Here is a 23,180-nt window from a genome sequence, read left to right as displayed (position 1 = left end):
TGATATTTCATCAGCTTTTTCTCAAGCCGAGGATTATATCACATATCTTTTCAACTATCTCCTCGCTGAGGTCAGCATACAGCGGAAGTGTGAGCACACGCTTGCTGACATGGAGAGCAACGGGAGTCTGGTTTACGTCGTACTTTCCGTGGAAGCACTCAAATGTATTGGAAATGGGGTAGAAATACTTTCTTGCATTTATGCCGTTTTCAGCAAGAGCCTTGAATACCTCGTTTCTTGTTGCACCGAAGAGCTTTTCGTCGAATACAACAGGGAAATATCCGTAATTTGGCTTAACGTCCTGCTGAGGCTTGCAGAGTTTTATACCGTTGACGTTTTCGAGGCGGCTTCTGTAGAGCTCTGTGACCTTGCGTCTCTTTTCTATCTCTTCGTCGATGTGTCTCAGGTTGCATATACCCATAGCAGCCTGAAACTCGTTCATCTTGGCGTTTCCGCCTATGTATGCGACGTCCTCGGGACCGTGTATGCCGAAGTTCTTCATATCGTTGAGCTTCTGAACGAGACTGTCGTCCTTGAAGCAGAGCGCACCGCCCTCGATAGTATTGAATACCTTTGTAGCGTGGAAGCTGAACATGGACGCGTTTCCGAAGCGGGCTGCGCTTTCGCCCTTATATGTAACTCCGAAAGCGTGAGCGGCGTCGTATATTACCTTGAGGTCATACTTGTCGGCTATCTTCTGTATCTTTTCAACGTCGCAGAGATTGCCGTATACATGAACAGGAACTATAGCACAGGTATTGTCTGTGATGAGCCTTTCGATAAGGTCTGTATTTATGGTGTAGTCTGTGTCATTGATATCGCAGAATACGGGAGTAAGTCCGTTTCTTACGATAGCGTGTGTAGTTGAAGCAAATGTAAAGGGGGTGGTTATTACCTCGCCGCCCTTTGGCAGGTTCATAGCAGCGATTATATTTTCCAGAGCAAGGTGTCCGTTGGTATAAAGTGTAACGTGAGGAACGTCGAATCTTTCCTCAAGCTCTTTCTGGAGCTGCATATGCTTTTCGCCCATATTTGTGAGCCAGTGGCTGTCCCACATATCTTTTATCTCGTTGCAGTATTCCTCAAAATCGGGCATTGAGGATCTGGTAACTAAAATATTATCATTCATTTCCTTTTATCTCCATATATTCCTCTTTAAGAATAGAATACAGATACATATCTATATATTCGCCCTGCTTGAACACAGCTCTGCGCTTAACGCCTTCCTTTACGAAGCCGCAGTTCTCATACAGCTTTGCCGAAACTGCGTTTGAAGCCAGACAAGCAAGCTCTATTCTGTGAAGATTAAGATTTATAAATGCGTGGTGAAGAAGCTCCTTTACAGCAAAGGTGCCGATACCCTTGCCGCGCTGTGCGATATCGCCGATCATCAGGTGAAGCTCGGCGCACTGATTGAACTGATCTATATTTGTAAGACTGATAAGACCGTAAAGCACATCGTCGTTTTCATCAACGATAGAGCACCTTACATTGCGTGAGCGTGACTTCATATAATTCTCGAACCATTCCTCGTCAACTCTCAGGTTGATGTATCTGTAGGGTGCGCCGAGATGACTTATCAGCTCGGGATCGTTTCTCCATGAGTTTATTGTGGCAAGATCCCTGCTTTCCAATTCGCGGAGTTTATACATTATTTATCGCCTCGATTACATATTTGATTTCGTTGTGTGAATACCTCTGATCGCAGGGCAGAGGGAGTATGTTTTCTGCCATGTCGTATTCCGCATCTGATTTAGTGCAGTTTTCAAGTACATTAGGCCATAATGTTGGGATATATATCTTCATATCCTGAAGTTTTTTTCTTATAGCCTTGCCGTTTTCGATATACAGCGGATACATGAAAGCTCCGGCAGGGATATTTAGCTCCAGCTTATTTACGGAAGCGAAAGCCTCATGATAGGTCCTGAAGTTTTCCGTTCTTTTCCTTTCGATAAGACCGTAGTCTATCCCGTGGAGGATATTCTCCGTAAGCCGTGACATTCTTTTGACAGGCTCGTCGAAGAACATATCGTTGTTTGCGGCATATTCACCGTAAAACTCGGAGGCTGTTCTCTCGAATCTGCCAAGAAGGAAATTCATTCTTCCGAAGGATTCGTCAACAGGGAGCTGTCTGTCAAGCTTTGCGTCGGTGTAAAGTATGGCTCCGTCGGCGACTCCGAAGAATTTTCGGCAGGTATAGACAGTATCTATGCCCTTTACAGGTCTGTGGAAATATGCCTGCGCATTGTCAAGAATTATCCTGTCGTATTTTTTCTTCAGCGACATGATATATTCGTCTGTGAGCTGACCGTAGTAATTCACCACGTACAGCCATTCATCCTCATCTAAAGTGATATCCTCCATTTTCAGGTCACTGCCTATGGAGTAATATCTCACATTCAAATCATAATTGCTGAGCACCTTGTCATTTGAATCGCACATCATTTTCGGAAAGCGTACTTTTTTGATGTTTCTGCTCTCGATAAGATATGCAAAGCCGTTTCTGCCGCAGTTCAGCTTAATGCCGTCGTCATACAGCATATCCGAATAAAAGGTCTCAAACTCGATGTATCCGCCTATCTCTTTCATATATTATCATTTGCTCAGTCCTGATATTCGATTTTGAGCCACTGTGACGGATCGGACATAGCCTTGTCAAGCTCCTCACGGGTATCAAATCTCAGGAACAGGTCGCCGAGAGTCATGTTAGCGCCTGTGAATGGCTTTACAACATCGCCTGCCTTAGCAGTTATCATAGTGTATTTTACGTTGTTCTTTTCTATCTCGGGATCAATGGTGATAGCCTTGAGGATACGGTCACGGTCTGTATCGGAATGGATATCGAACTGTACCCAGTGACCGTCGCACTTGCCCTCCTCTATCTTTGTAAGAGGAAGTCCTACTGCCTTTCTTATCTCATTTTCGATAAGGTCGGCATTTTCGCCGTATGCCATATTCTGTATCTCAGCGATTCGGCAGCCGCCTCCGCGGGGAGATACCTCCATGATGTAGGGCTTGCCGTTTGCGCCTACGCAGGCTTCGATGTTATAGATACCTGTTTTCATATTGAGCAGATCCATAAGTCTCTGGAGGTCATCATGGAGCGCCTTGTCGTCATCGGCTGACATTGTAGCAGGCCATATCAGCATAGCAGGTGTGTATGGATTAACAGCCTGCTTGTCGAAGAGCTGGTCTGCAAATGGACCGAATACTATCTTTCCGTCCACTGTAAAGAAGTCTCCGTCGCTGTGGAAGCCCTTGAATGTAATGAAGTCCTCGATGATGAACTGTCCGTTGTGACCGCAGTCCAGAGCAATCTCGATAGCCTCGGGGAGCTTTGCAGGATCGTCAACTCTTGTAACGCCCTTGCTGCCTGCTGAGTCAACAGGCTTTACGATAACAGGCCAGTCAAAGAAGTCGATATCATTGAAAGGCGCATTCTTGTCGCTGTAGCTCTTTGAATGAGGGCAGTTGAAGCCGTTGTCGGTAAGGAATTTACGGAAAAGTCCCTTATCCTGAAGAATTTTTACTGATTCATATGGCCCCTGGAAGGGGAGTCCCATTTTGTCTGCTGCGTAAGCTGCCGAAGCAACGCCGGGATCGCAGGCAAATGAGATGATGCCGTCTACATTGTGCTTTTTAGCAGCCTCGAGAACAGCCTCCTTGTCGATAACGCTTACGTTGCAGTATTCGTCGGAATACTTATGAGCGATATTATCGGGAAGATAATCGCAGGTAATAACATAGCAGCCCAGCTGGTGAGCCTTTTCTATGACGGGGAGTATGAAAGCCGATCCGCCCAGTATCATAAGTTTTTTCATATTTCTTTATCCTTCTTTCGGTTTAAGAGACTTTTTATTACATCAAGCAGGTAGTCAAAGCTGTCGATATGCATCAGCTTTGAGCAGATGATATATACTATAACGCCTAATGGTACCTGAATTGCCAGCATGAGCAGATAGTGGATATCCACAAGGTTGATAAGGTATATAACAGCGCCCATTATAGTTGACGCGATTATCTGTGGTATCATATCCGCTACCTGTTCGAGGTAGCTGTAGTTCAGCAGTTTTTTGTTAGGCCATGCGTTGATGACCTGACTGATGATAGACGCTACAAGTACACCATATACCATAGCTTTTACAGATATGAACATTGTTGCAAGTATAGAAGCGAAGTCCACGAATTTCTTGATTATTTCAAGCTTTAAGTAGGTATCGCTTCTTCCGATAGCCTTTATAGCGTTGAGATTTGCAGTATGTATGGGCATGAAAGCATAGGAGATACACAGTATCCTGAGGTAAGGTATTACCGGCAGCCAATCTTCTGTCAGAACTATCCTTACTACAGGTCCTGCACAAACCATGATACCCACCATGAATGGCATGAGTATGTAGGTACCTATCTTTATGGCGCGTCTTGTCATATTTTTAACATTTTCGCGCGAATCCTGAACGCTTGACATTGACGGCAGCAGTACGCTGTCTATGGAGGAATTGAGGATACTCGTTATAAACTGAGGGAAGTACTCGCCGTAGGTATAATACGCAAGGTCCTCCTTGGAGTATTTTCTTCCTATTATAAGACCTCTCAGTTTAAGGTAGATGACCTCCATAAGTGATGAAGCGAAGAGCTTCCAGCCGAAGGAGTAGAGCTGCTTCAGGCGCTGGAATGAAAAGGCTTTTTTCGGACGCCATTTTACCGTTATCCAGAGGATACAGGTATCAATGGTCACGTTTATGAGGTTCTGAGCGATGATAGCCCATAGTCCGAAGCCGAAGTACGCCATTGCGATTCCTATTACAGCGGCGGTCAAAGTACCGATAAGCGTTGCAAAGAAGAAGCGCTTGAACAGCATATTTTTGCTGACATATGCCTGCTGAACGTTTTTCAGTCCCGAAACAACAAGCACAAGGCTCATTACCCTGATAGCAGATGTAAGCTCGGGAGCTTTATAAAACCATGCTATCAGCGGCGCTGCGAAGAACATCAGCAGATATGCCGCACCGCATATCACGCAGTTGAAGTAAAATACGGTGGAAAAGTCAAGGTCGTCTGCGCCTTTTTTCTGAATGAGAGCATTTCCGAGTCCGCTTTCGATGAATACCTGCAATATCTCGATGAATATGAGGATAAGACCGATAGTTCCCCATATTTCAGGCGCAAGCATTTTCGCAAGTATCATCTGTACAAGGAATTGTACCATTTTTGCGCCGAAGCGTTCTCCCAGTCTCCAGAAAAGGTTGGTTACTACTGTATCTCTCTTCATTTTCCGCGCACCGCCTGTATCTTATCGTTCAGCTTTCTGACTGTTTTATGAGTCATAGTTCTGCAAAAAGCGGCGAAGCAGCGCGGCGAAGCTAACAGGAACGCATATTTGTTCTCAAGCACCATTATCTTGGCTTCCTCACGGTTTATAGCCTTTTTGATAATAGGTGAGTACTTATGCCTTGTGTATTCATCTATAGACTGGAAGCCCTTGATGATGTTCTTATGCTGTATAACCTTTTTGCTGTTGTCCGAATCCATCATAGATGACCATGAGCCAATGGAATTCAGTCTGTAGCATGACATTATCTTGGGTATGTAGTGGATATAGCCTATTGAAGCAAAATACAGCGCCATAGGATAATCTCCGATGCCTTTCATTTCAAAGGCAGGATTTTTCTCCCTGAAAGTATCGTTTCTCCACATAAGCGAGCTGAAATGGAAATATGCCGACGGCTCCGAAAGGGCGATATCCTTGAAGTTGTAATCCCGTTCCTTGCGTGAGGGATTGAAGCTTTTTCCTGTAGATGTGCCGTTTTCAAATATCTTCTCCGTGTCATGTACACAAAGAGAGCAATCGGGGTGTTTTTCCATGTATTCGACCTGCATCTGAAGCTTGTTCGGATCAGTCCAGTAGTCATCGCATTCGCAGGATGCTACATACTTGGTGTCGATTTTGGGCAGGATATATTTATCCTCGATATCTATGCCCTGCTGATATTTGTTCTCCTCCTGCATTATGGCTTCAAACATATCGGGATATTTTTCCATATACTCTCTTATTATATCGGGAGTACTGTCTGTTGAAGCGTCATCGTGTACGAGGACCTTGAATTTGAATGTGGTCTTTTGCTTAACAAAGCCTTCAAAGGTAGTTCTGATATATTTCTCGTGGTTATATGCGAGACAAAATACCGTCACTAAACAATTATGCACTTTTTATCTCCTCAATTTCTGATTCATATTCATAAGCGCTGTCGTCTCGGCAGCATACGTTTGCAAGCAGGATTATCATCCAGAATGAAGCCTGTCTGTGGTTTGCAAGTGTGAATGCCTCAAGGAATATGGCAACGTACACAGGCACTACTTCCAGTTTTATATGCTTTAGATTGGAGTATATCCACGCAAGAAGAATAAAGAAGGGGAGAACTCCGTAATAATAGCACAGTGATATCCATGTTGAATGGAGCTCTTCGCTGTGTCCGTATCTCGGGAAGGAGAAGCCCTCGCCGTATCCGAAAAGGAAGTACTCGGGGTGTTCCTGAGCGACATTGAGCGCTCGGTCATTGATAAAGCTCTGGAGCACAGAATCATTGCTCTGGAGCTTATCTGAAATACGGAAGTGATCCCAGTCGATATGGATGATATCTGCCATAATGAGAATGATAACAGCTCCGATACCGAGTATTATAATAAATAATAATGTATAGGATATACCGCCGTTATCCATAGCTTTTTTCAGTATTATCATAGAGTCGAGACCTACCAGCAGGCAGAGGGTTATGAGCATACCGCCCGACGAGGTCTGAACTATAAGCAGTGCCGCTACAAGGACGTACAGGTATTTCCATTTGTCCTTGAGCAGGAAGAGTATCGCCAGTGTGGAAACTACCGCGAATCCCATCTGGTTAGGATCGGTATAGGTTCCCATGTATCTGTATGTGCCCTCCCAGTAGGCGCCCCTGTGGAGCAGGAATATCGCCAGCTGTATCAGCAGGTTGAATTTGCAAACAACTCCGAGAGCATTCAGCCATTTTCTGTCATACATAAAGTGCCTGAAGCACAGTATGACTATCAGGTTGAATATGTAATACAGACAGGATTTCAGGAATTCACTGCCGTGAAATATGAAAAAGTAGATAAAATTAATGATAAAAACACAGACGAGGAATAGCTCGAATATCTGATCCTCGTTTCTGAGTCCCTTTTTCCTTTCATATACCAGAAAGGCAAAGGAAAGCAGCAGGAAGAAATCGCCCAGCTGCAAGGTGCCGCTGTCAAAAAGATAAAACGGCTTTAACAGAAAATATATCAGAAAGCAAATCGAAGATAAGCTGAATGATACCTTGTTATCCGTTCTGGTCATAACAATAATTCCTTATAAAACATCTTTGTAGATCTTTTCCCATTCAGCAATTACAATGCTGATATCGAAATTTTTTACGGACTGCATATTCAGTGTGCCCATAGCCTTTCTGTCCGATGCAATGCAGTCCTTTAATCCCTCGGCGAATTCAGCCGAAGAAGACGGTGCACAGAGATGACCGCCGCCCTTTGGCACAAGGTCGGTGTTGCCGCGTATTTTCGATACAACACAGGGCAGACCGCAAGCCATAGCCTCCATAAGCGAGCGTGAAAGACCTTCTCTGAATGAGGGCATTACGAAGATGTCGCAGGCTGCCAGAAGCTCCTTGACATCATTTCTGTAGCCGAGAAAGTGTATATTCTCCGTAAGTCCGTGTTCGGCGGCAAAGCTTTTTATCGCAGCCTCCTCCTGACCTACGCCGCACAGGAAATAATGGAGGTTCTTGTTGTTTACCTCTGCCATAGCCTGTGCAATGACTATATTGTTCTTGTTTTTGTTGAGCTCGCCCACTGAGATAACAGCAATGTCATCATCGCCGAGACCAAGCTCTCTGCGTTTTTCGGCTCTGTGTTCCGAAACTCCGTCATATGCAGAAAGGTCGATGCCCACGCCGTGAACATAGCGTACCTCGCCGCCGTTCCTGAGCTTGAAGGTCTTGGCTATACCGAAGTCTTCCTTATTTATAGTTACAAGAGTATCGGTGTACTTGGCTAAAAACTTTTCTACGGGATAGAACAGAGCGCGGTTCACGAAAGGAGCGCCCTTGTAGAAATGGAAGCCGTGTGCCTGATAGATAACGGTCTTTATTCCGCATTTTTTTGCGGCTAATCTTCCGATTATGCCGCCGATAGGCGTATTACAGTGTATCAGGTCGAATTTTTCACGCTCCATGATGGCTTTTATCTGACGATAAGCCTTATAGTTACGAGGATCGTAGGGAGTGCGAATAAAATCGACCTGATAGATCTTTATACCGTATTTTTTTTCATCGGCTTCTCTTGCTGCGTCGTTTGGATATCCCCAGTTTCCTGCGATAGAGAACTCGATACCCAGTTTTTGTGCAGCTATCATTGCGGAATATGAGAAATTATTGACTTTTTCCGCAAGATTAAGGATATACAGCATTTTCACTGACATTTCAGCCCCCTTAGCCCCCGAATCTGTATTCGTTCATTTCTCTGCCCTCGGGAGAAAAATAACTTCTTGCCAGTTCAAAGCCGTTTTTCACATAGAATCTGTTTACAGCGTCGTTGTTTTCTGCGTCTGTTTCAAGGTTTATATAGGCGTAATTGTTAAAGTCCACCATACCCTTGAGATGGTCTATGAGCTTAGAGCCTATGCCCTGTTTGCCTATTTTCGGTTCAACGCATATAGACGCGAGCTCAACGTATTTTTCTTTTTTGACTACGGAATCGCTCTTTTTAAAGGCTCCCAGCAGTCTTTTGATAAATGAAGGGTGTCTGACAGCCGCTCCCAGTGAGCAGAAAGCGAATCTAAGCAGATGATGCTTTATCAGTCCCTTGTAGAAATTCGGGTAATCATAGGAATAAGCGATGAATCCTGCAAGTCTGCCGTTGTCCTCGGCAACTATTATGCCTGACCTTTCGTCGTTCAGATACCCCTTGTAAAGAGCGTCAAGAAATCCTACACCAAGCTGTGTGAGGAAGAAATCAGGAAATGCACGGGTATGGAGCCGTGACAGCTTTCTGATGTTTTTTTCTTCTGACGCAGACATTTTTCTGATGGTGACCATCTGACAACTCCTCAATCATATTCTTTTCCTAAAACAGCAAGAACGGTTCTGACCATGGTCAGAAGCTCGCGGAAAAATGAAAAACGTTCAATGGAATTAAGGTTCCATACCATTTTTCCGGGGAGCACCTGCTCTATATATGTTTTATCAACGTCCTCGGAAGCGCTTAAAAGCTTATATTCGTCCTTGTATCTGATAGAAGCCTCGCTTGTTATGCCTGCGGGCATAAGAAGTGTAGCGTTGAATTCGGGACGGTACATTTTCACATATTTTGAAGCTTCGGGACGGGTGCCCACAAAGCTCATAGTACCCTGAAGCACGTCTATGAGCTGCGGAAGCTCGTCAAGTCTTAATCCGCGCAGTTTTGAGCCGACACGGGTTATTCTGTTGTCGTTGCTTACAGTAACAGCCGAACCCACTCTGTCGGCATTCTGTACCATAGTACGGAATTTATGTATGCGGAAGCGCTTTCCGTACGTTGTTATTCTTTCCTGACGATAAAGCACAGGTCCCTTTGAATCCAGCTTTATCAGTACAGCGATAATTATCATCGGTATCGCTGTTATCATCAGCAGAAAAAGTGCGGTAATGAGATCAAATGCACGCTTTACTGCAAGATGTCCGCGTTTTTTCCATAATATCTCCCAATACGGTCTTACCTCTTCCGTTTTCATGAATGAAGGGAGATCTTCCCAGCGGCGCAGTATCAAAGGTAATCCTTTACTATATTTACATAATTGCTTACTACATAGTTTTCCATTTCACCGGTAAGACAGGTGTGAAGCGGAAGTGTTATCTCGTTCTTGAAGTGCTCGTAAGCGTTAGGATAATCAGCGATATCAAAGCCGAGATTCTTATATGCTGTATGCATAGGAAGGGGCTTGTAGTGTACGTTTGTCGCAATGCCCTGCTCAGCCATGCGTGTGATTATCTCGTTTCTCTCCTCTAAGGATATACCCGGAACTCTTGTGATGTAGAGGTGTCCCGAAGATGAGTACTCGTTGGTGTAGTGTGGGAGAGTCTCGATGCCTATCTCGTTGAGAGCCTCATCGTAGTAATTGATTATCTGATGTCTGAGCTCCAGCATACGGGGATATCTCTCAAGCTGCTTGAGTCCAATCGCAGCAGCTACATCAGTCATATTGCACTTGTACCATGTTCCGACAACATCATACTCCCAAGCGCCCAGCTGAGTCTTGGCAAGTGCGTCCTTGCTCTGACCGTGGAGGCTGAAAAGCTGGAGCTGATGATATATCTCCTCGTCTGAGATACCGTCGATAGGACGCCATGTAAGAGCGCCGCCCTCTGCGGTAGTGAGGTTTTTTACAGCGTGGAAGCTGAAGCTGGAGAAATCAGCGATATTGCCGACATTCATATTGCGCCATTTTGCGCCGAAGGCATGAGCTGTATCAGCGCTGATAACAACACGTCCGATAGCCTCTTGGATCTTGTTCTTAGGCTTGAACAGAGACTTTTTGCTGTCTACTATCTGAAAAAGTCTTGCATAGTTGCATGGTACGCCGCCGAGGTCAACAGGAATGATGACCTTGGTCCTTTCTGTGATAGCCTTTTCTACCTGATCGTAATTGATCTCGAAGCTGTTTGGCATAGTGTCTACAAGAACAAGCTTTGCGCCAACATGGCATACAACAGCAGCTGTAGCAGTGTATGTATAAGCAGTTGTGATGACCTCGTCGCCCTCGCCTACGCCGAGAAGTCTTAATGCCATTTCAGCACAGGCGGTCTGTGAATTAAGGCAGCAGGCTTTGTTGACGCCGATCATTTCGGCAATGTTCTTTTCAAAGCGCTTTGTCATCGGTCCTGTGGTTATCCAGCCTGATTTCAGTGCTTCACATACCTCATGAATTTCGAGGACCGAAATATCGGGTGGTGAAAATGAAACTTTCATAATGATTCCCTCCAAAAAGTATAAAATCCAGACACTTGGTTTGATCTAATCCTAAAACAAAATTCAATAACTATTAGTATAATCCAAACAATTAGTTACGATTCGTATTTTTCGAGTTATTATATCATATTTATATGGGGATGTCAACCCTTAATTTGTCTATTCGTAATATTACATAAAAATAACACTCGAGGTATAGCTGACAGTATTCAAATTATCGAAACGAGCAGTTTTCAGATGACCAAATATTGCTTCTTTCTTTCAGAATGCTACCAATAATTGTGACAGCGTTGCAACAATTGTGAATTTAATATTATCCACCATGTATTTTTAACAATTAGTTGGCGCTGTGTAACTTGTTTTAATTATTTTTCTTTGTATGGCATATATTATTTTTATATGATTTTTTATGCATATCGGTTGTCAGTCGGTTTTGTTCGGCAAATAGGCAAAATAATACAAAAGATTATGTATGGTTTTGATTTTACAGAATGTAATAAAAATAGCTTCGCCGCATTATTCACATTATACAATCAGCGTACGTTTTTATTGTAAAAAAAGCGGTTTTTTATTTATTTGGCATAGTTTTTGTTGATTTTTCCGAGGCGCAGTGGTATAATATCGATATAAAGTTAAAGCACGGTATTATGTGAGAAATTTTCCTGACAGTAATTTTTATCACAGGTTTTACACTTTATTCTATTTTATATTGCATTATATATTTTTATGATGGATCAAAATAGAAATTATCAAATTTTTTATGCTGAGGTGATATCTATGAACAATAATATCAATGTAAGGAATTTTCTGGCTGAGCTCCGCAAATTTCTGCCTGAAAAGACTATTTATTTAGCTCTTTCCTCTCTTCCTGAGGATATTTTTGATAAAGAAGAAAATGTAAATGTACCGTGTTTTGCAAATGATGAAGAGGTTCAGGAATTTATAAACAAGAACGGCTTTGAGGAACCCGATAATCTTGCAAACTTCTTCCTGAAGCCATATTATGACAGTCTGGAAGATGAGATAAACGCTATTCTCAGGGATATGGAAGAATCTGAAAGAGCCGGATCCGAGATTGAAAGCGTTACCTATGATCTTGAATATATGAGCATTAACGGCTAAAAAAATACAGCTTCCTTTGCGGTTTCGCATAAGGAAGCTGTTTTATTTTTTCTGAGTTTTTTTATTGTCCGTATATAGCTGTTTTGCAAGGGAACAGCCTAAAAGCGCTCCCATAAGAGCTCCGATAGTGTTGTGGAGCAGGTCGTCTGTCTCGAAATATCCACGTGTGGTGATAAGCTGTGTTATCTCGATGGCAACCGAGACAAAAAAGCATATAAGGACGACTTTTTTCGGCTTGTCAGCCTTTCTGAACCATATGGGCAGAAAGAATCCCAGCGGAAAAAGCAGAAGTATATTCCCGATTATATCAAAAAGCATTTGCCTGTTTCCGCCTATAAGCTGGGCTATTTCCCAGAACGGCGGCTTGAAGTTATGGGTGTATGTGGGCTTTCTCCATATCAGCGTTATGAACAGGACGCCATACACATAGGGCAGCGACAGAAGCCTCAGCAAAATGAGCAGTATTTTCTTGATTATATTTATTCCTCCCGAAAAAAGACGATTTTTGCAAACAAGGACTATTATACACTGTATCGGCGTTAATGTCAAGGACACAGGCTCGGATTCAGAATTGAAAAGTATTATTAAGCTTCTGATATTTAGAGCCGTTCGCTAATGGGACACTTTTACCAATCAGAAGCAGACTTTGTTGTAAAATGCTACAAATCTCAAAAACGGCTGCAACTGTTTACAAAATAAACAATATCTTCAATACATTAATATGATATTATATTATAAGAAGAACTGTTTGCGAAATTTCTTTAATAATATATTTCTGAATTATAGGGGGGGATTCAGATGAATGGCTCTGCTATTTATATTTCTTACGTGGTAACGGAGATGTTCTGCATATTCTTTTCTATCGGCATCATCGTCAAGGCTAACAAAAACGTTGGTACAGACCTGCAAATGCGGCATTTCAGAGGAATGGCACTGTTTTTCATAATCTACCTTATGAGCGACATTTTCTGGGCGCTGGGACAGGGCGGACTTGTGCCGTTCAATACTACGCTGAATAAGCTTGCCAATACTGTGGGACTTATTGCAGTAACGCTTCTGACCTTAGGCTGGTGCATATTCGTTATCTACCGTATAGACCAGAATAAATCAAAGAATATGAAGCTCCTTATGGGAATGCACTACGCTATTGCTGCCGTAGACTGCATGATCACCATAGCTTCTGTTTTTAATGGATTTTATTTCTATATCGACGAAAAAGATATATTCCAGTTTGCGGACGGCTATATCGTACATATTATCTTTATTTTTATACAGCTTTTCGGCAGCGGAATATACTCCTTTGCGCAGAGCTTTTCAAACAAGCAGGTAAAGCTGAAAAAAGAATACCGTCTGCCCCTGTTGTTTATAATAATCCCCTCGGCAACTGCGATATTGGAGGGTATCCTGCCCCTTTCTCCTATCGTTTCCCTTGGAATTTTCCTGCCAATACATTTTGCGTTCCTTGAGATACAGAACAGCGAGATATACTCCGACGCCTTAACAGGACTCAACAACCGCAGACGTATGGAGATCTTTTTGCAGGACATGATACACGGCGCCACGGAGGAAAAGCCGTTCAGGATACATATGATAGACGTCAACGACTTCAAGCAGGTCAATGATAAATTCGGTCATATAGTTGGAGACAAAACGCTCCAGCTCGTTGCGGACGCTCTGCATAATGTTTCGGATAAGCTTCACGGCTTCTGTGCCAGATACGGCGGCGATGAATTTGTGCTTATAGTCAGCGATGAGGCAGATGTTCAGGAGGCTATACAGAACGAGGTGAACGCTCTCCGCCAGAAATGCGCCGACCTTATCCCAACTATATCGGTTTGTACGGGCTGCGCTACCTGCCGCTCGGGAGCTATTACCGCCGCACAGCTGATAGCACAGGCAGATGAACAGCTGTATATCCAGAAGGAGATATTCCACGGCAGAAGAAAGCCGACGGAGGATACTAAGTAAAAGTACGATTCCTAACTATAATTCTTATACAGAAGTTTATATTTATTTATCGGGGGAAACCTTTCTGAGGAAAGCGTTTCCCCCGAACCCCTTTCCAAAGACTTTTATCTGGTTTTTTCGCAGATAGGGCGCACCATAAATAAAAAAGCCCTGCAAAATGCAGGAGCGCCCTATCTGTGAAAAAACAAAACGAAAGTTTTAGGGAGAGAGTTTGAGAGAAGCCCCTTTTTCAAAAGGGGTTCTCTCAATAATAAGTATAAAACTCTATATAAGGACTAAGATTAAGGAATCGTACTTTTACTTAGTAGTCCTTCGGGTTCTTGCATACAGAGCAGACCTTGTCGAAAAGACCTTTGAACTCTCCGCCGCAGTATCTGCACCTGCCGTTTTCTATATTTGCAGGCTCCTGAGCCTTGGTATACGCAGGAAACGCCCAGTAATTCGGCTGGATCTTGCTGTAGCTTACATTCAGGAGCTTCGGACAGTTATAAAAGGTAGCGGCATTTTTCTCGTATTTATAAGGGTTGCTGCCCTTGTAAAGCTCAGTATCGCCCTCAAAGGTCACCTGTTCAAGGCTGGTGCAGTCCGCAAAGGCGAGGGGATAGACAGCCTTGATGCTCTTTGGGATAAGCAGCTTTTTAAGACTTGAACAGCCTCTGAAAGCCTGATTGCCGATGAACCTTACTGTTTCGGGGATATTTATGCTGCTGAGATTTTTGCAGTTTTTGAATGCGTTCATGCCTATTCTGAAAATTCCCTCAGAAGTGCCGTCGTCATAGTGGAGACTTTCAAATTTTACTTCTTCGAGACTTGTACACTCGGCAAAAGCGTAGTCCTCTATAGTTTTGATTTTTTTCGGGATAAAAACGTATTTCAGACCTGTACAGTCCTCGAATATCCTCCACGGAAGAATCTCAAGCTCTTTTGGAAGAGTTACGGCTTCGAGACTTGTGCAGCCTATAAAAGCGCCTGCTTCGATATTTTTGAGATTATCGGGGAAATTGATGTTTTTCAGTCTCATGCAGCCGTTGAAGGCTTCTCTGTCTATAGTTATGAGACTATCGGGAATGTGGATAGCCTGCAAATTCTTGCAGCCCGAAAAAGCTCCCTCGCTGATAAGCTCGGCGCCGTCGGGGATATAAACGGATTCGATGTTGTTCATGCCCTGAAAGGCAGATTCTCCGATAACCGTGATACCGTCTGGTATCCTTACGTCCTTTTTGGTGTAGCCGTTGTAGCGGATAAGCACGCTTCTCTCTACAACGAAGTCGCTGTCGTAATCATAAGATGCCTTTTCTACGTCTATGTCATGCGGTGCAGTGTCATTGAAGTTTTGGATAGCCTTTTCCACGATAAAGGGCTTGCCGCAGAACGGGCATACAGAAGCGTCCTCTGAACCGTCCACAGCCATAAATCCGCCGCATTTGTAGCATTTGCCCTGTACATACATTTTGCTCCACCTTCTTTCGTTCCAAAATAAAACCCGAACACTTCTCATTATATGTATTATATCATATTGTTTCTCAATAGTCAATATATTTTGTTGATTATAGCTGAATGAGACAAAAAGCTCCCGAAAGCTGATACTTTCGGAAGCTTTTGCGTTATAATGTCAGAATTTGTAATCTGCTATCTTCCATTTTCCGTCTATGAGATAAAGCTCTATATACAATGGAGTTTCTTCGCCGTTTAAAATAAAGGAGGTCTCAACAGTCATTGACGAGTCTGTTTTGTCGGCTATCTTAGTCTTTGAGGTGAATTCAAAGGGCTTAATGTCGTCGATAGTGCCGTTTTGCAGGCAGTAGAGCTGATCGCCTTTTGCGCAGTAACCGCCCTTTATGTCGTTTATCAGGATATCTCTGAAGTCTCCGTATACACGGTCTGAGACATAGTCAACTACATCGTCCATTGAACTGAAGCGTGCGTCTGTAACTCTGTAGTAATCCACGTAGTATGTTTTCCAATCATCAAAGAGCTCCTGAGCGTTTTCATCATCTGCATTGAAGATATTTTCAATAGATCCGTCAGCCATACAGTCGTTTTTATCAACTTCGACATCGATTCGAGCGCAAACCTTAAACACGTCATTAAAGTCTATTTTAGCCTGATATGCAATAGCCATAGGATCAGCATTTTCATTAAGATTATCCTCTGAAGCTGCATAGCCCATAGACCATGAATAGTTGTTTATCTTGTATTTTCCGTCGATCTTGGCTACCTTGAAGTTTACCTGACCGCTGCCCGAATTGCTCTTGTTATTGACTGTCATAGAAAATCCATTGCCGTCGTCGTTTCTTGTTATCTCGGGCTCTCCCTCGAAATAGAAGCGGTGACCTGTTACCTTATCGGTAAAGAGTATATTTCCGTCTCTTTCGATAAAGGCAGGAGTTTCACCATCGAACAGTTTGTATTCAAACTCAAGTATAATTGGCTCTGCAAAGGTATCATTCAGTAAAGTGCGTATCTCGTCAAGTGAATCTATCCCTTCGATCTGCTTATAGCTGACTCCCTTTATATCGTCTATCAATACAGCTTTTGGATCGGAACTTTTGAACTCAAATCCCACAGGTATACCGCCTGCAAGAGTGTCCAGTGTTTCTGCGTTTTCAAGAAGCTGTTTTGCAATGCTTTGAAGCTCCTCATTGCTCATTTCAACAGCATCTGTAGGCAGTATATCATGCTCTGTCCGGGAATCTGCGGTGGTAGCTTCTGCCTCGGTAAGCTGCTGTGAGGGAGCTCCGCCCTTTCTGCTCATGGCATATGTGCCGCCTGCGATACCTCCCAAAAGGAGCAGGCAGGCTGCCGCAGATGTGAACATCTGCCATTTCGGGCGCTTGTAGCGCTCAACGCCGCTTACTTCGACTTCGTCATTGCTTATGTTTATATTGCTTTCTCTGTTCATAGTGTCCAGCTTTTTCTTACTCATAGCCAGCATCCTCTCTTTTTCTTCTTTTGTAAGAACAGGTACCTCCGAAAGAAGGTCAACTGTCTTATCGTCTGCATTATCCAGCATATCAAAACCACGCATTTCTTTCATATTACTCAGCTCCTTTACAGTGTGATACCGACGTTTGCCAGTTTTTTTCTCAGCTTTTCCAGAGCTCTTGCGGCTCTCATACGTACAGCCGAGGATTTCATTGACAGCATTTCCGCTATCTCAGCCGAGGAGCGCTCGTAATAGTATTTCTGGAGTATGATCGTTGAATCGGGCTCGCCCAGCTCATTTATCTTGCTCAGCAGTATGCTTCTCGTCTCGGCGCTGTCGGAATCGGCTTCGATATCCTTATCGGAGCTTATAGTGACAAGCTCCTCGTCGGCATTGCCCGAGAAGTGCTTCTGCCTTGCGGTGAGACTGTGAAAGGCGTTTATAGCGCGGCGCTTTGCAACAGTGCCGATATAGCCTCTCATGTCCTCTTTCACGGCGGATTCGGCGGAATATCCGAAGAAAACATCTGCAAAAACGTCGCTGACGCATTCTTCAATGTCCTCCCGTGAAGCAATACCTCTCAGTCTGTTGTAAACTATAGCGTAAACGTAATTGCAGTATTCTTCAAACAGTGCGTCGTATGCCTTGTCACGTGATTTATGGTATAGTCTGGAGTATTCTTTACCCGTCATAGATCTCCTCCTTTCTGAAAGTGCTCCATGGAAAACGTGCTTTCAATAATAACATTCAAGAGAGTGTGCCTGAGTGTCACATTTTCTTTATCATATATCATATCTTTCCCTTTGTCAATGCAGAGAGCGCAGCTTTTTTGCCGCGCGTATTGCTATTTTTGGTATTTGATGATATAATTAGAATACAGATCAGTTCGGAATATCAAAACAGGAGAATAATTATGAGAGTACGTTTTCATCTTCCCGATTTTTCGGGCAGCTTCAAGCTCAATCTGCTCTTTGCGGAAATGCTGAAAAACCGTCCCGACTTCTTCCGCGAGGGCGTGGAGATTGCCTCTGTATACGGAGTCTTTCCGCCGTGTCTCTGGAACGGCGGCAGGTCTCAGGGCGGCAACACCGATAAGAACTACATGAAAGCAGTCATCAGGGAGTTCAATAACCGCGGTATACCGCTTCGCTTTACGTTCACGAATATAATGCTTGAAAAGAAGCACCTCAGCGACGAGCGCTGCAATATGATGCTCCACCTTGCAAACAACGGCATGAACGAAGTCATCGTGGCGTCGCCCATACTTGAAGATTATATCCGTAAGGAGTTCCCGCAGTACAAGCTTACAAGCTCTACCTGCAAGCGCCTTAACTCGAAGGAAGCTCTCATGGCGGAGCTTGAAAAGGATTATCACGTTGTCGTTGCGGATTATGACCTGAACAATAAATTCGATATCCTTGAAGATATGCCGCGTAAAAAGGACATAGAGCTTCTGGTGAACGCCTGCTGTCAGCCCGAATGTCAGGGCAGGCTTCAGCACTACAAGGACATAAGCCAGCAGCAGATAGCTTTCTGCAATCACATAAAGAAATACCCTAATGTGCCTTTTGACCTTGATAAATACGATCCCAATCATTTCAGCGCCTGTCCCTACTCAAAGCGCAGCATTTTCGATATCAAGGAGCTGAAAACTCATATCTCTCCCGAGGCTATATGGGAGAAGTACGTTCCTATGGGCTTTGAGCAGTTCAAGATAGAGGGCAGGACTGCAAGCACTCTTAACAAGGTCGAGACCTATATGTACTACATGGCTAAGCCCGAGCTCCGCGAGGAGGCTCGTTATTTCCTCCTCGGCATGATGGAGGAGAGCGGCGCACTTATCTTTACATGATAAAAAGCTCCTTTGCTTAACCGCAATACTTATATAGAAGCTTATAGTTAATTATGGGGGGAAACCTTTCTGAAGAAAGGCTTTCCCCCGAACCCCTTTCCAAAGACTTTTTTAGCTGATTTTTTCTCATATAGGGCTCGCCTAAAATAAAAAAAGCCCTGTAATAATACAGAGCGAGCCCTATATGAGAAAAAATAAAACTGAAAGTTTTAGGGAGAGAGTTTGAGAGAAGCCCCTTTTTCAAAAGGGGTTCTCTCAATAATAAGCATAAAACTTCTGTATAAGCACTATGGTTAAACAGAGGAGCTTTTTTGCTTGGTTTTATGAAAAAGTCTGTTCGGAACGATTTTTATTATCGTTTATTGATGTTATATGATAAAAAAGCTCACAGGGGATTTTTTATATTAAAAATGACGTTTTTTCAGTTTCTATCAAAAATATTGACTTCCCGCAAAAAATGTGGTATAATATTTATGTCTATTGTCGAATTATTAATATTTGATATAGTCAGAGGCTTAAAAGCCTTGTGATTGTTCTTATGTCTATCATCTGAATAATAACTTATCATTAATACATTATAATTTGAAAGATCCAAAATATTTCCTGTTGCACCGTTAAATATGGAAGGGTAAAAATATGGTATATGGCTATTGTTGTATCACCACGAAGAAACAGTCGATAGAGAGACAGATAAGGAATATCAAAAAGTCTTTTCCCGAAGCAGATATTATAAAAGAGACGTTTTCGGGAGCGTCATTGAATCGCCCCGAATGGGAAAAGCTGTTCCGAAGGCTTGAAAATAACGATGTTATCGTATTTGACAGCATAAGCAAAATGGGAATCGATGCTGCCGAGGCATTCGTTCTGTATAAGGAGCTGGTCTGTAAGAATATACGGCTTGTCTTTATCAGAGAACGCTATCTGGATACCGAGTCCTACAAGGAAGCATTGAACGGAGTCATCTCCCTTTCCTTTTCTGCCGAGGAACAGGCTGCAAATAACCTTTTAAAGGGCGTTATGTCAGCTGTCGATCATTTTATTATGAATAAGATCGAACAGGATATCTGCAAAGCCTTTGCTCAGTCTGAAAAGCAGGTAAAGGAGCTGAGCAGGCGTACCAGTGAAGGTATCGAAACTGCACGCAGCAACGGCAAGCAGATCGGTACTGTTAAGGGCGCTGTTCATGAAACAAAGAAAAGCAAGACTGTTAAACCGCTTATAATCAAGTTCAGCAAGGATTTTGAGGGTGAGCTCTCCGACAGGGAGTGCATGAAACTGATCGGGCTTTCTAATAACACGTACTATAAGTACAAAAGGGAACTTAAAAGGGAACACATTGAACGGGGGGCTTAATATGGATCTTTCAAAATTTACACTTTATGACTCAGCATTAAAAAAAGCAATGATTTTTTTCAAAAGCCGTCTTCAAAAAATAATTAAAGAAAAATGAGAGGGAAGATGTTTTATGCTGAGAATTGAAGACTACTACACCGACGCGCTGTCAGCAGGCATTATCACTATGCTTGAAAAACCCGAAGTCGTAAACAGGCTTTTGAATACGCTTATATGCAATTTCAGCGACTTTGACTTTATGAAGCTGAAAATAGATATGTATCCCGTTAGGGAAGAGCTTGAAGAGTACAAGAACCTCAACAAGGAGTTCCTTGACCAGATACGCAAGCTCCGCGCTTATTATGACGGTCATCAGCTTGCTCTGAAGCGTATCTTCAGAGATATCAATTACGATACTAACCTCAATACAAAGGTATATTCTCCTGTTGTTGGCTGTCCTATAGGCTGTAAATACTGCTTTACCAAAAAGGTAGTAGATCATTTTGAGATAACTGATGATTATAGAAAGCCTGTATTCCGCGGCTTCTATAAGATGACAAAGGACGATGAGGGCAATGACGTTCCCGAGCTTTTCAACGTGGAGAACGAGTGTCCTATCGACTGGTTCCTTACATATATGTCGGATTTCGGCTGTTGGAGACCTGAGTGGCAGGAAAACGTTTTAGAGCAGATAATCGCGGCAAACAACCTCAAGCGCAGAAAAAACAAGTGCGTTGATACATTCCAGCTGGTAACAAAGCGTCCAAACGGCATAAACCTCAAAAATATCCCGAAGGACACAGATATACGCAACGTTGTTATCTCCTGTACCGTTGATAAGAACAAGTATACAGACCGCATTACCCAGCTCATCGACAAGACAAAGGATCACCTTATCACAGCCTGCGTCGTATATCAGCCGGTGCTTGAATACATAGAGCCTGTTCACCTTGACGAGCTGGTAAAGACCTTTGGCAGGGAGTATTCATGGGTAATAATCGGCGGAGAGGTCGGCGAGGGTTATCCTCCGCTGAAATTCGAGTGGATAAAGGATATCGTTGACAAGTGCGCCGAGCTTGGCATTCCTGTAAAAATGCAGCCCGATATCAGACTGATAGTAGCGGCAAGCGGCTATGAGTTCCTTGAACAGGGACCTAAGCCGATAGTTGAATCGAAGGAGATCCGCCGCTGCAATCTGGCTAAAAAGGATAAATTAAAAGCTTGTTCGTAATAAGGATAAATAAAAGCAGCCCTTGGGCTGCTTTTATGTTATGTGAAAAGAGGAGACAGGTATGAGGATATTTATAGACGCTGACGGCTGCCCTGTAGTGGATATCGCAGTCCGAGCAGCAAAAAAACACGGCTTGGAATGTACCATAATCTGCGACACAGCCCATTCCATACAGCGTGAGGGCGCTGAGACTATCATAGTTGACAAGGGGGCGGACAGCGCTGATTTCCGCCTTGTGAACCTTGTGGGAGCAGGGGATATCGCCATAACTCAGGACTACGGTCTTGCGGCGATGTGCCTCAGCAAAAGAGCAGTTGTCCTTAATCAGGACGGCAAACGCTACACCGAGGAGAATATTTCGGGACTGCTGGAATTTCGCGCAGTCTCTGCAAAGATTCGCCGCAGCGGCGGACGCACAAAGGGACTTTCCAAGCGTACACCTCAGGAGGATACTGACTTTGAGAGAGCACTGAGCGAATTGCTGGAGAAAACAGAATAAACAAAGAAACAGAGCCATGACAAGTTGTCATGGCTCTGTTTCGGTAAATGGTAAATTATGTCTTATAAGCTTTTTATCATGCCGAGAAGGAACTTCTGGATAGTTAATGCGTCGCTTGGTGTAAGTCCCTCGGAAGCCTTGTCGACGTCTGCGTTGACCTCGCCCTGTGGGGTAAGAGCCTTTGCGTCAGAGCCGCCTATGGCAAATTTATCAGGGTTAGCAAGAGCCTGCATTACAAGAACTACATCAGACATATCTACTTCGCCGTCGCAGTTTGCGTCGCCTGCCTTTGTTGCCTTGAGTGCAGGAGCTGTAGTAGTTGTTGTTGCTGCTGTTGTGGTAATTGCTTTTGTAGTTGTAGTAGTTTTGATAGCTGTAGTTGTTGTAGCAATTGTTGGTGCAGAAGCCTTTTCATACTCGTCGATAAGGCCTGAGAAGAGGTTGCCTATCTTTTCATAGCCTTCAGCGTTAGGATGGATTCCATCGCCGAGGTCAGCTGCGCCGTTGAGGCAGCCGTGAACGTCTGCAAAAGTAACGTGCTTGCCGCTGCTCTTGTATTCTTCAGCTACCTTCTTGATAGCTGCGTTGTAGCTTGCTATCTGAGAGGACTTGTCTCCGCCGCCGAACATACCGCCGCTGAGCTCAGGGATAGTGCCGAGGAAGAGCATACCGCCTGATGGCATATCAGCGAGGATATAGTCCAGAAGATCGCGGAGATCCTTTTCACAGTCGCTTGTTGAGCGGTTAGCGTTCATATCGTTTGTACCGATGATAAGGAGAACGATATCAGGCTGAGCCTGCTTAACTGCATTCTTTTCCTTGAGCTTTTCATATAAGCTGCTGTCGTTGCCCCAGCTTGCACGCTGCTTTATCTGGAATCCACTGTAGCCTGCGTGGTTGTCATCATAGGTCAGACCGTTTGTGGTGGTGCTGTTAGTACCTTCGGGACCTACCATATCTACGCTGTAGCCTTTTTTCTTAAGGCTGTTGTAGAGGAACTTTCTGTATCCGCCTGTATCGCCCATACCATAGGTAATGGAGTCGCCTATAGGCATTATTTTTATAGTACCAGTACTCTGTGTAGTAGTATTGGTGTTGGTATTTGTATTAGTGTTGGGCTGCTGAGTATTAGTATTGTTGCCGCCCTGCTGACCGCCGCCGAACTGGCTCATATCAAAGCCGCCCTGCTGACCGCCGCCGAACTGGCTCATGTCAAAGCCGCCCTGCTGACCGC

General features: G+C 43.8%; 22 protein-coding genes. 6 read left to right on the top strand and 16 right to left on the bottom strand.

Features of this window, described 5'->3' with window-relative positions:
* Positions 1–10: 10 nt before the first annotated feature.
* The 11 genes from T497_RS0115125 to T497_RS0115075 are packed head-to-tail and all read right to left on the bottom strand — an operon-like array spanning position 11 to position 11,016.
* Complete coding sequence (locus T497_RS0115125; protein ID WP_028516336.1) at positions 11–1,129, bottom strand: DegT/DnrJ/EryC1/StrS family aminotransferase; 1,119 nt, start codon at positions 1,127–1,129, stop codon at positions 11–13.
* On the bottom strand, positions 1,122–1,652 hold the full coding sequence (locus T497_RS0115120) for a GNAT family N-acetyltransferase (protein ID WP_028516335.1): 531 nt from the start codon (positions 1,650–1,652) through the stop codon (positions 1,122–1,124). The genes T497_RS0115125 and T497_RS0115120 overlap by 8 nt, the downstream gene beginning before the upstream one ends.
* Entirely contained in the window at positions 1,645–2,589 is a 945-nt protein-coding gene (locus T497_RS0115115; RefSeq protein ID WP_028516334.1) for a DegT/DnrJ/EryC1/StrS aminotransferase family protein, read from the bottom strand. The genes T497_RS0115120 and T497_RS0115115 overlap by 8 nt, the downstream gene beginning before the upstream one ends.
* Positions 2,590–2,603: 14 nt before the next feature.
* Positions 2,604–3,821 (bottom strand): ATP-grasp domain-containing protein, encoded by a 1,218-nt coding sequence (locus T497_RS0115110; RefSeq protein ID WP_028516333.1) that lies wholly within the window; start codon positions 3,819–3,821, stop codon positions 2,604–2,606.
* Positions 3,818–5,269, bottom strand: a complete 1,452-nt coding sequence (locus T497_RS0115105) for a lipopolysaccharide biosynthesis protein (protein WP_028516332.1) — start codon at positions 5,267–5,269, stop codon at positions 3,818–3,820. Before T497_RS0115105 ends, T497_RS0115110 begins: the two co-directional genes overlap by 4 nt.
* Positions 5,266–6,204, bottom strand: a complete 939-nt coding sequence (locus T497_RS17150) for a glycosyltransferase (RefSeq protein ID WP_080693413.1) — start codon at positions 6,202–6,204, stop codon at positions 5,266–5,268. Before T497_RS17150 ends, T497_RS0115105 begins: the two co-directional genes overlap by 4 nt.
* On the bottom strand, positions 6,197–7,354 hold the full coding sequence (locus T497_RS0115095) for a hypothetical protein (RefSeq protein ID WP_028516331.1): 1,158 nt from the start codon (positions 7,352–7,354) through the stop codon (positions 6,197–6,199). Before T497_RS0115095 ends, T497_RS17150 begins: the two co-directional genes overlap by 8 nt.
* A gap of 12 nt (positions 7,355–7,366) precedes the next feature.
* A complete protein-coding gene (locus T497_RS0115090; RefSeq protein ID WP_037325401.1) occupies positions 7,367–8,491 on the bottom strand; it encodes a glycosyltransferase in 1,125 nt (374 codons plus the stop codon).
* Between the two features lie 10 nt (positions 8,492–8,501).
* Positions 8,502–9,107 carry a GNAT family N-acetyltransferase gene (locus T497_RS0115085; RefSeq protein ID WP_028516329.1) on the bottom strand — a complete coding sequence of 202 codons (606 nt, stop codon included), beginning with the start codon at positions 9,105–9,107 and terminating at the stop codon, positions 8,502–8,504.
* An 11-nt stretch (positions 9,108–9,118) separates the two neighbouring features.
* On the bottom strand, positions 9,119–9,781 hold the full coding sequence (locus T497_RS0115080) for a sugar transferase (protein ID WP_196243058.1): 663 nt from the start codon (positions 9,779–9,781) through the stop codon (positions 9,119–9,121).
* A gap of 32 nt (positions 9,782–9,813) precedes the next feature.
* Positions 9,814–11,016, bottom strand: coding sequence for a DegT/DnrJ/EryC1/StrS family aminotransferase (locus T497_RS0115075; RefSeq protein WP_028516327.1), 1,203 nt, complete (start codon positions 11,014–11,016; stop codon positions 9,814–9,816).
* Positions 11,017–11,793: 777 nt separating this feature from the next.
* Here T497_RS0115075 and T497_RS0115070 point away from each other — a divergent pair.
* The gene (locus T497_RS0115070; RefSeq protein WP_028516326.1) at positions 11,794–12,138 is read left to right on the top strand and encodes a hypothetical protein; all 345 of its coding nucleotides are present in this window, start codon (positions 11,794–11,796) and stop codon (positions 12,136–12,138) included.
* A gap of 42 nt (positions 12,139–12,180) precedes the next feature.
* On the opposite strand, the gene T497_RS17845 is transcribed toward T497_RS0115070, so the two are convergent.
* Positions 12,181–12,591, bottom strand: a complete 411-nt coding sequence (locus T497_RS17845; protein WP_051530711.1) for a VanZ family protein — start codon at positions 12,589–12,591, stop codon at positions 12,181–12,183.
* A 345-nt stretch (positions 12,592–12,936) separates the two neighbouring features.
* Here T497_RS17845 and T497_RS0115060 point away from each other — a divergent pair, with 345 nt between their 5' ends.
* Positions 12,937–14,106, top strand: coding sequence for a GGDEF domain-containing protein (locus tag T497_RS0115060; RefSeq protein WP_028516325.1), 1,170 nt, complete (start codon positions 12,937–12,939; stop codon positions 14,104–14,106).
* Positions 14,107–14,407: 301 nt separating this feature from the next.
* Here the strand turns inward: T497_RS0115060 and T497_RS0115055 are convergent, their stop codons facing one another.
* The 3 genes from T497_RS0115055 to T497_RS0115045 form a co-directional block, all read right to left on the bottom strand.
* The gene (locus T497_RS0115055) at positions 14,408–15,556 is read right to left on the bottom strand and encodes a leucine-rich repeat domain-containing protein (protein ID WP_028516324.1); all 1,149 of its coding nucleotides are present in this window, start codon (positions 15,554–15,556) and stop codon (positions 14,408–14,410) included.
* A gap of 162 nt (positions 15,557–15,718) precedes the next feature.
* Positions 15,719–17,143, bottom strand: coding sequence for a hypothetical protein (locus tag T497_RS0115050; RefSeq protein ID WP_028516323.1), 1,425 nt, complete (start codon positions 17,141–17,143; stop codon positions 15,719–15,721).
* A 14-nt stretch (positions 17,144–17,157) separates the two neighbouring features.
* Positions 17,158–17,724 carry an RNA polymerase sigma factor gene (locus tag T497_RS0115045; RefSeq protein WP_028516322.1) on the bottom strand — a complete coding sequence of 189 codons (567 nt, stop codon included), beginning with the start codon at positions 17,722–17,724 and terminating at the stop codon, positions 17,158–17,160.
* A gap of 221 nt (positions 17,725–17,945) precedes the next feature.
* Here T497_RS0115045 and T497_RS0115040 point away from each other — a divergent pair, with 221 nt between their 5' ends.
* The 4 genes from T497_RS0115040 (at position 17,946) to T497_RS0115015 (ending at position 21,946) form a co-directional block, all read left to right on the top strand.
* Positions 17,946–18,884 (top strand): hypothetical protein, encoded by a 939-nt coding sequence (locus T497_RS0115040; protein WP_028516321.1) that lies wholly within the window; start codon positions 17,946–17,948, stop codon positions 18,882–18,884.
* Positions 18,885–19,520: 636 nt separating this feature from the next.
* Positions 19,521–20,237 carry a recombinase family protein gene (locus tag T497_RS0115030; RefSeq protein WP_028516319.1) on the top strand — a complete coding sequence of 239 codons (717 nt, stop codon included), beginning with the start codon at positions 19,521–19,523 and terminating at the stop codon, positions 20,235–20,237.
* 112 nt (positions 20,238–20,349) lie between these two features.
* The gene (locus tag T497_RS0115020; protein ID WP_028516318.1) at positions 20,350–21,447 is read left to right on the top strand and encodes a DUF5131 family protein; all 1,098 of its coding nucleotides are present in this window, start codon (positions 20,350–20,352) and stop codon (positions 21,445–21,447) included.
* Between the two features lie 61 nt (positions 21,448–21,508).
* Complete coding sequence (locus T497_RS0115015; protein WP_028516317.1) at positions 21,509–21,946, top strand: YaiI/YqxD family protein; 438 nt, start codon at positions 21,509–21,511, stop codon at positions 21,944–21,946.
* A gap of 62 nt (positions 21,947–22,008) precedes the next feature.
* Here T497_RS0115015 and T497_RS17840 read toward each other — a convergent pair.
* Positions 22,009–23,180: GDSL-type esterase/lipase family protein (locus tag T497_RS17840; RefSeq protein ID WP_242840033.1), on the bottom strand; the 1,172-nt coding region annotated here is incomplete at its 5' end.

The organism is Ruminococcus flavefaciens MA2007 (assembly GCF_000621845.1).
Classification (GTDB): Bacteria; Bacillota; Clostridia; order Oscillospirales; family Ruminococcaceae; genus Ruminococcus; species Ruminococcus flavefaciens_E.
Note: the sequence above shows the minus strand (reverse complement) of the source record. Positions and strands in the feature narration are given on the sequence as shown.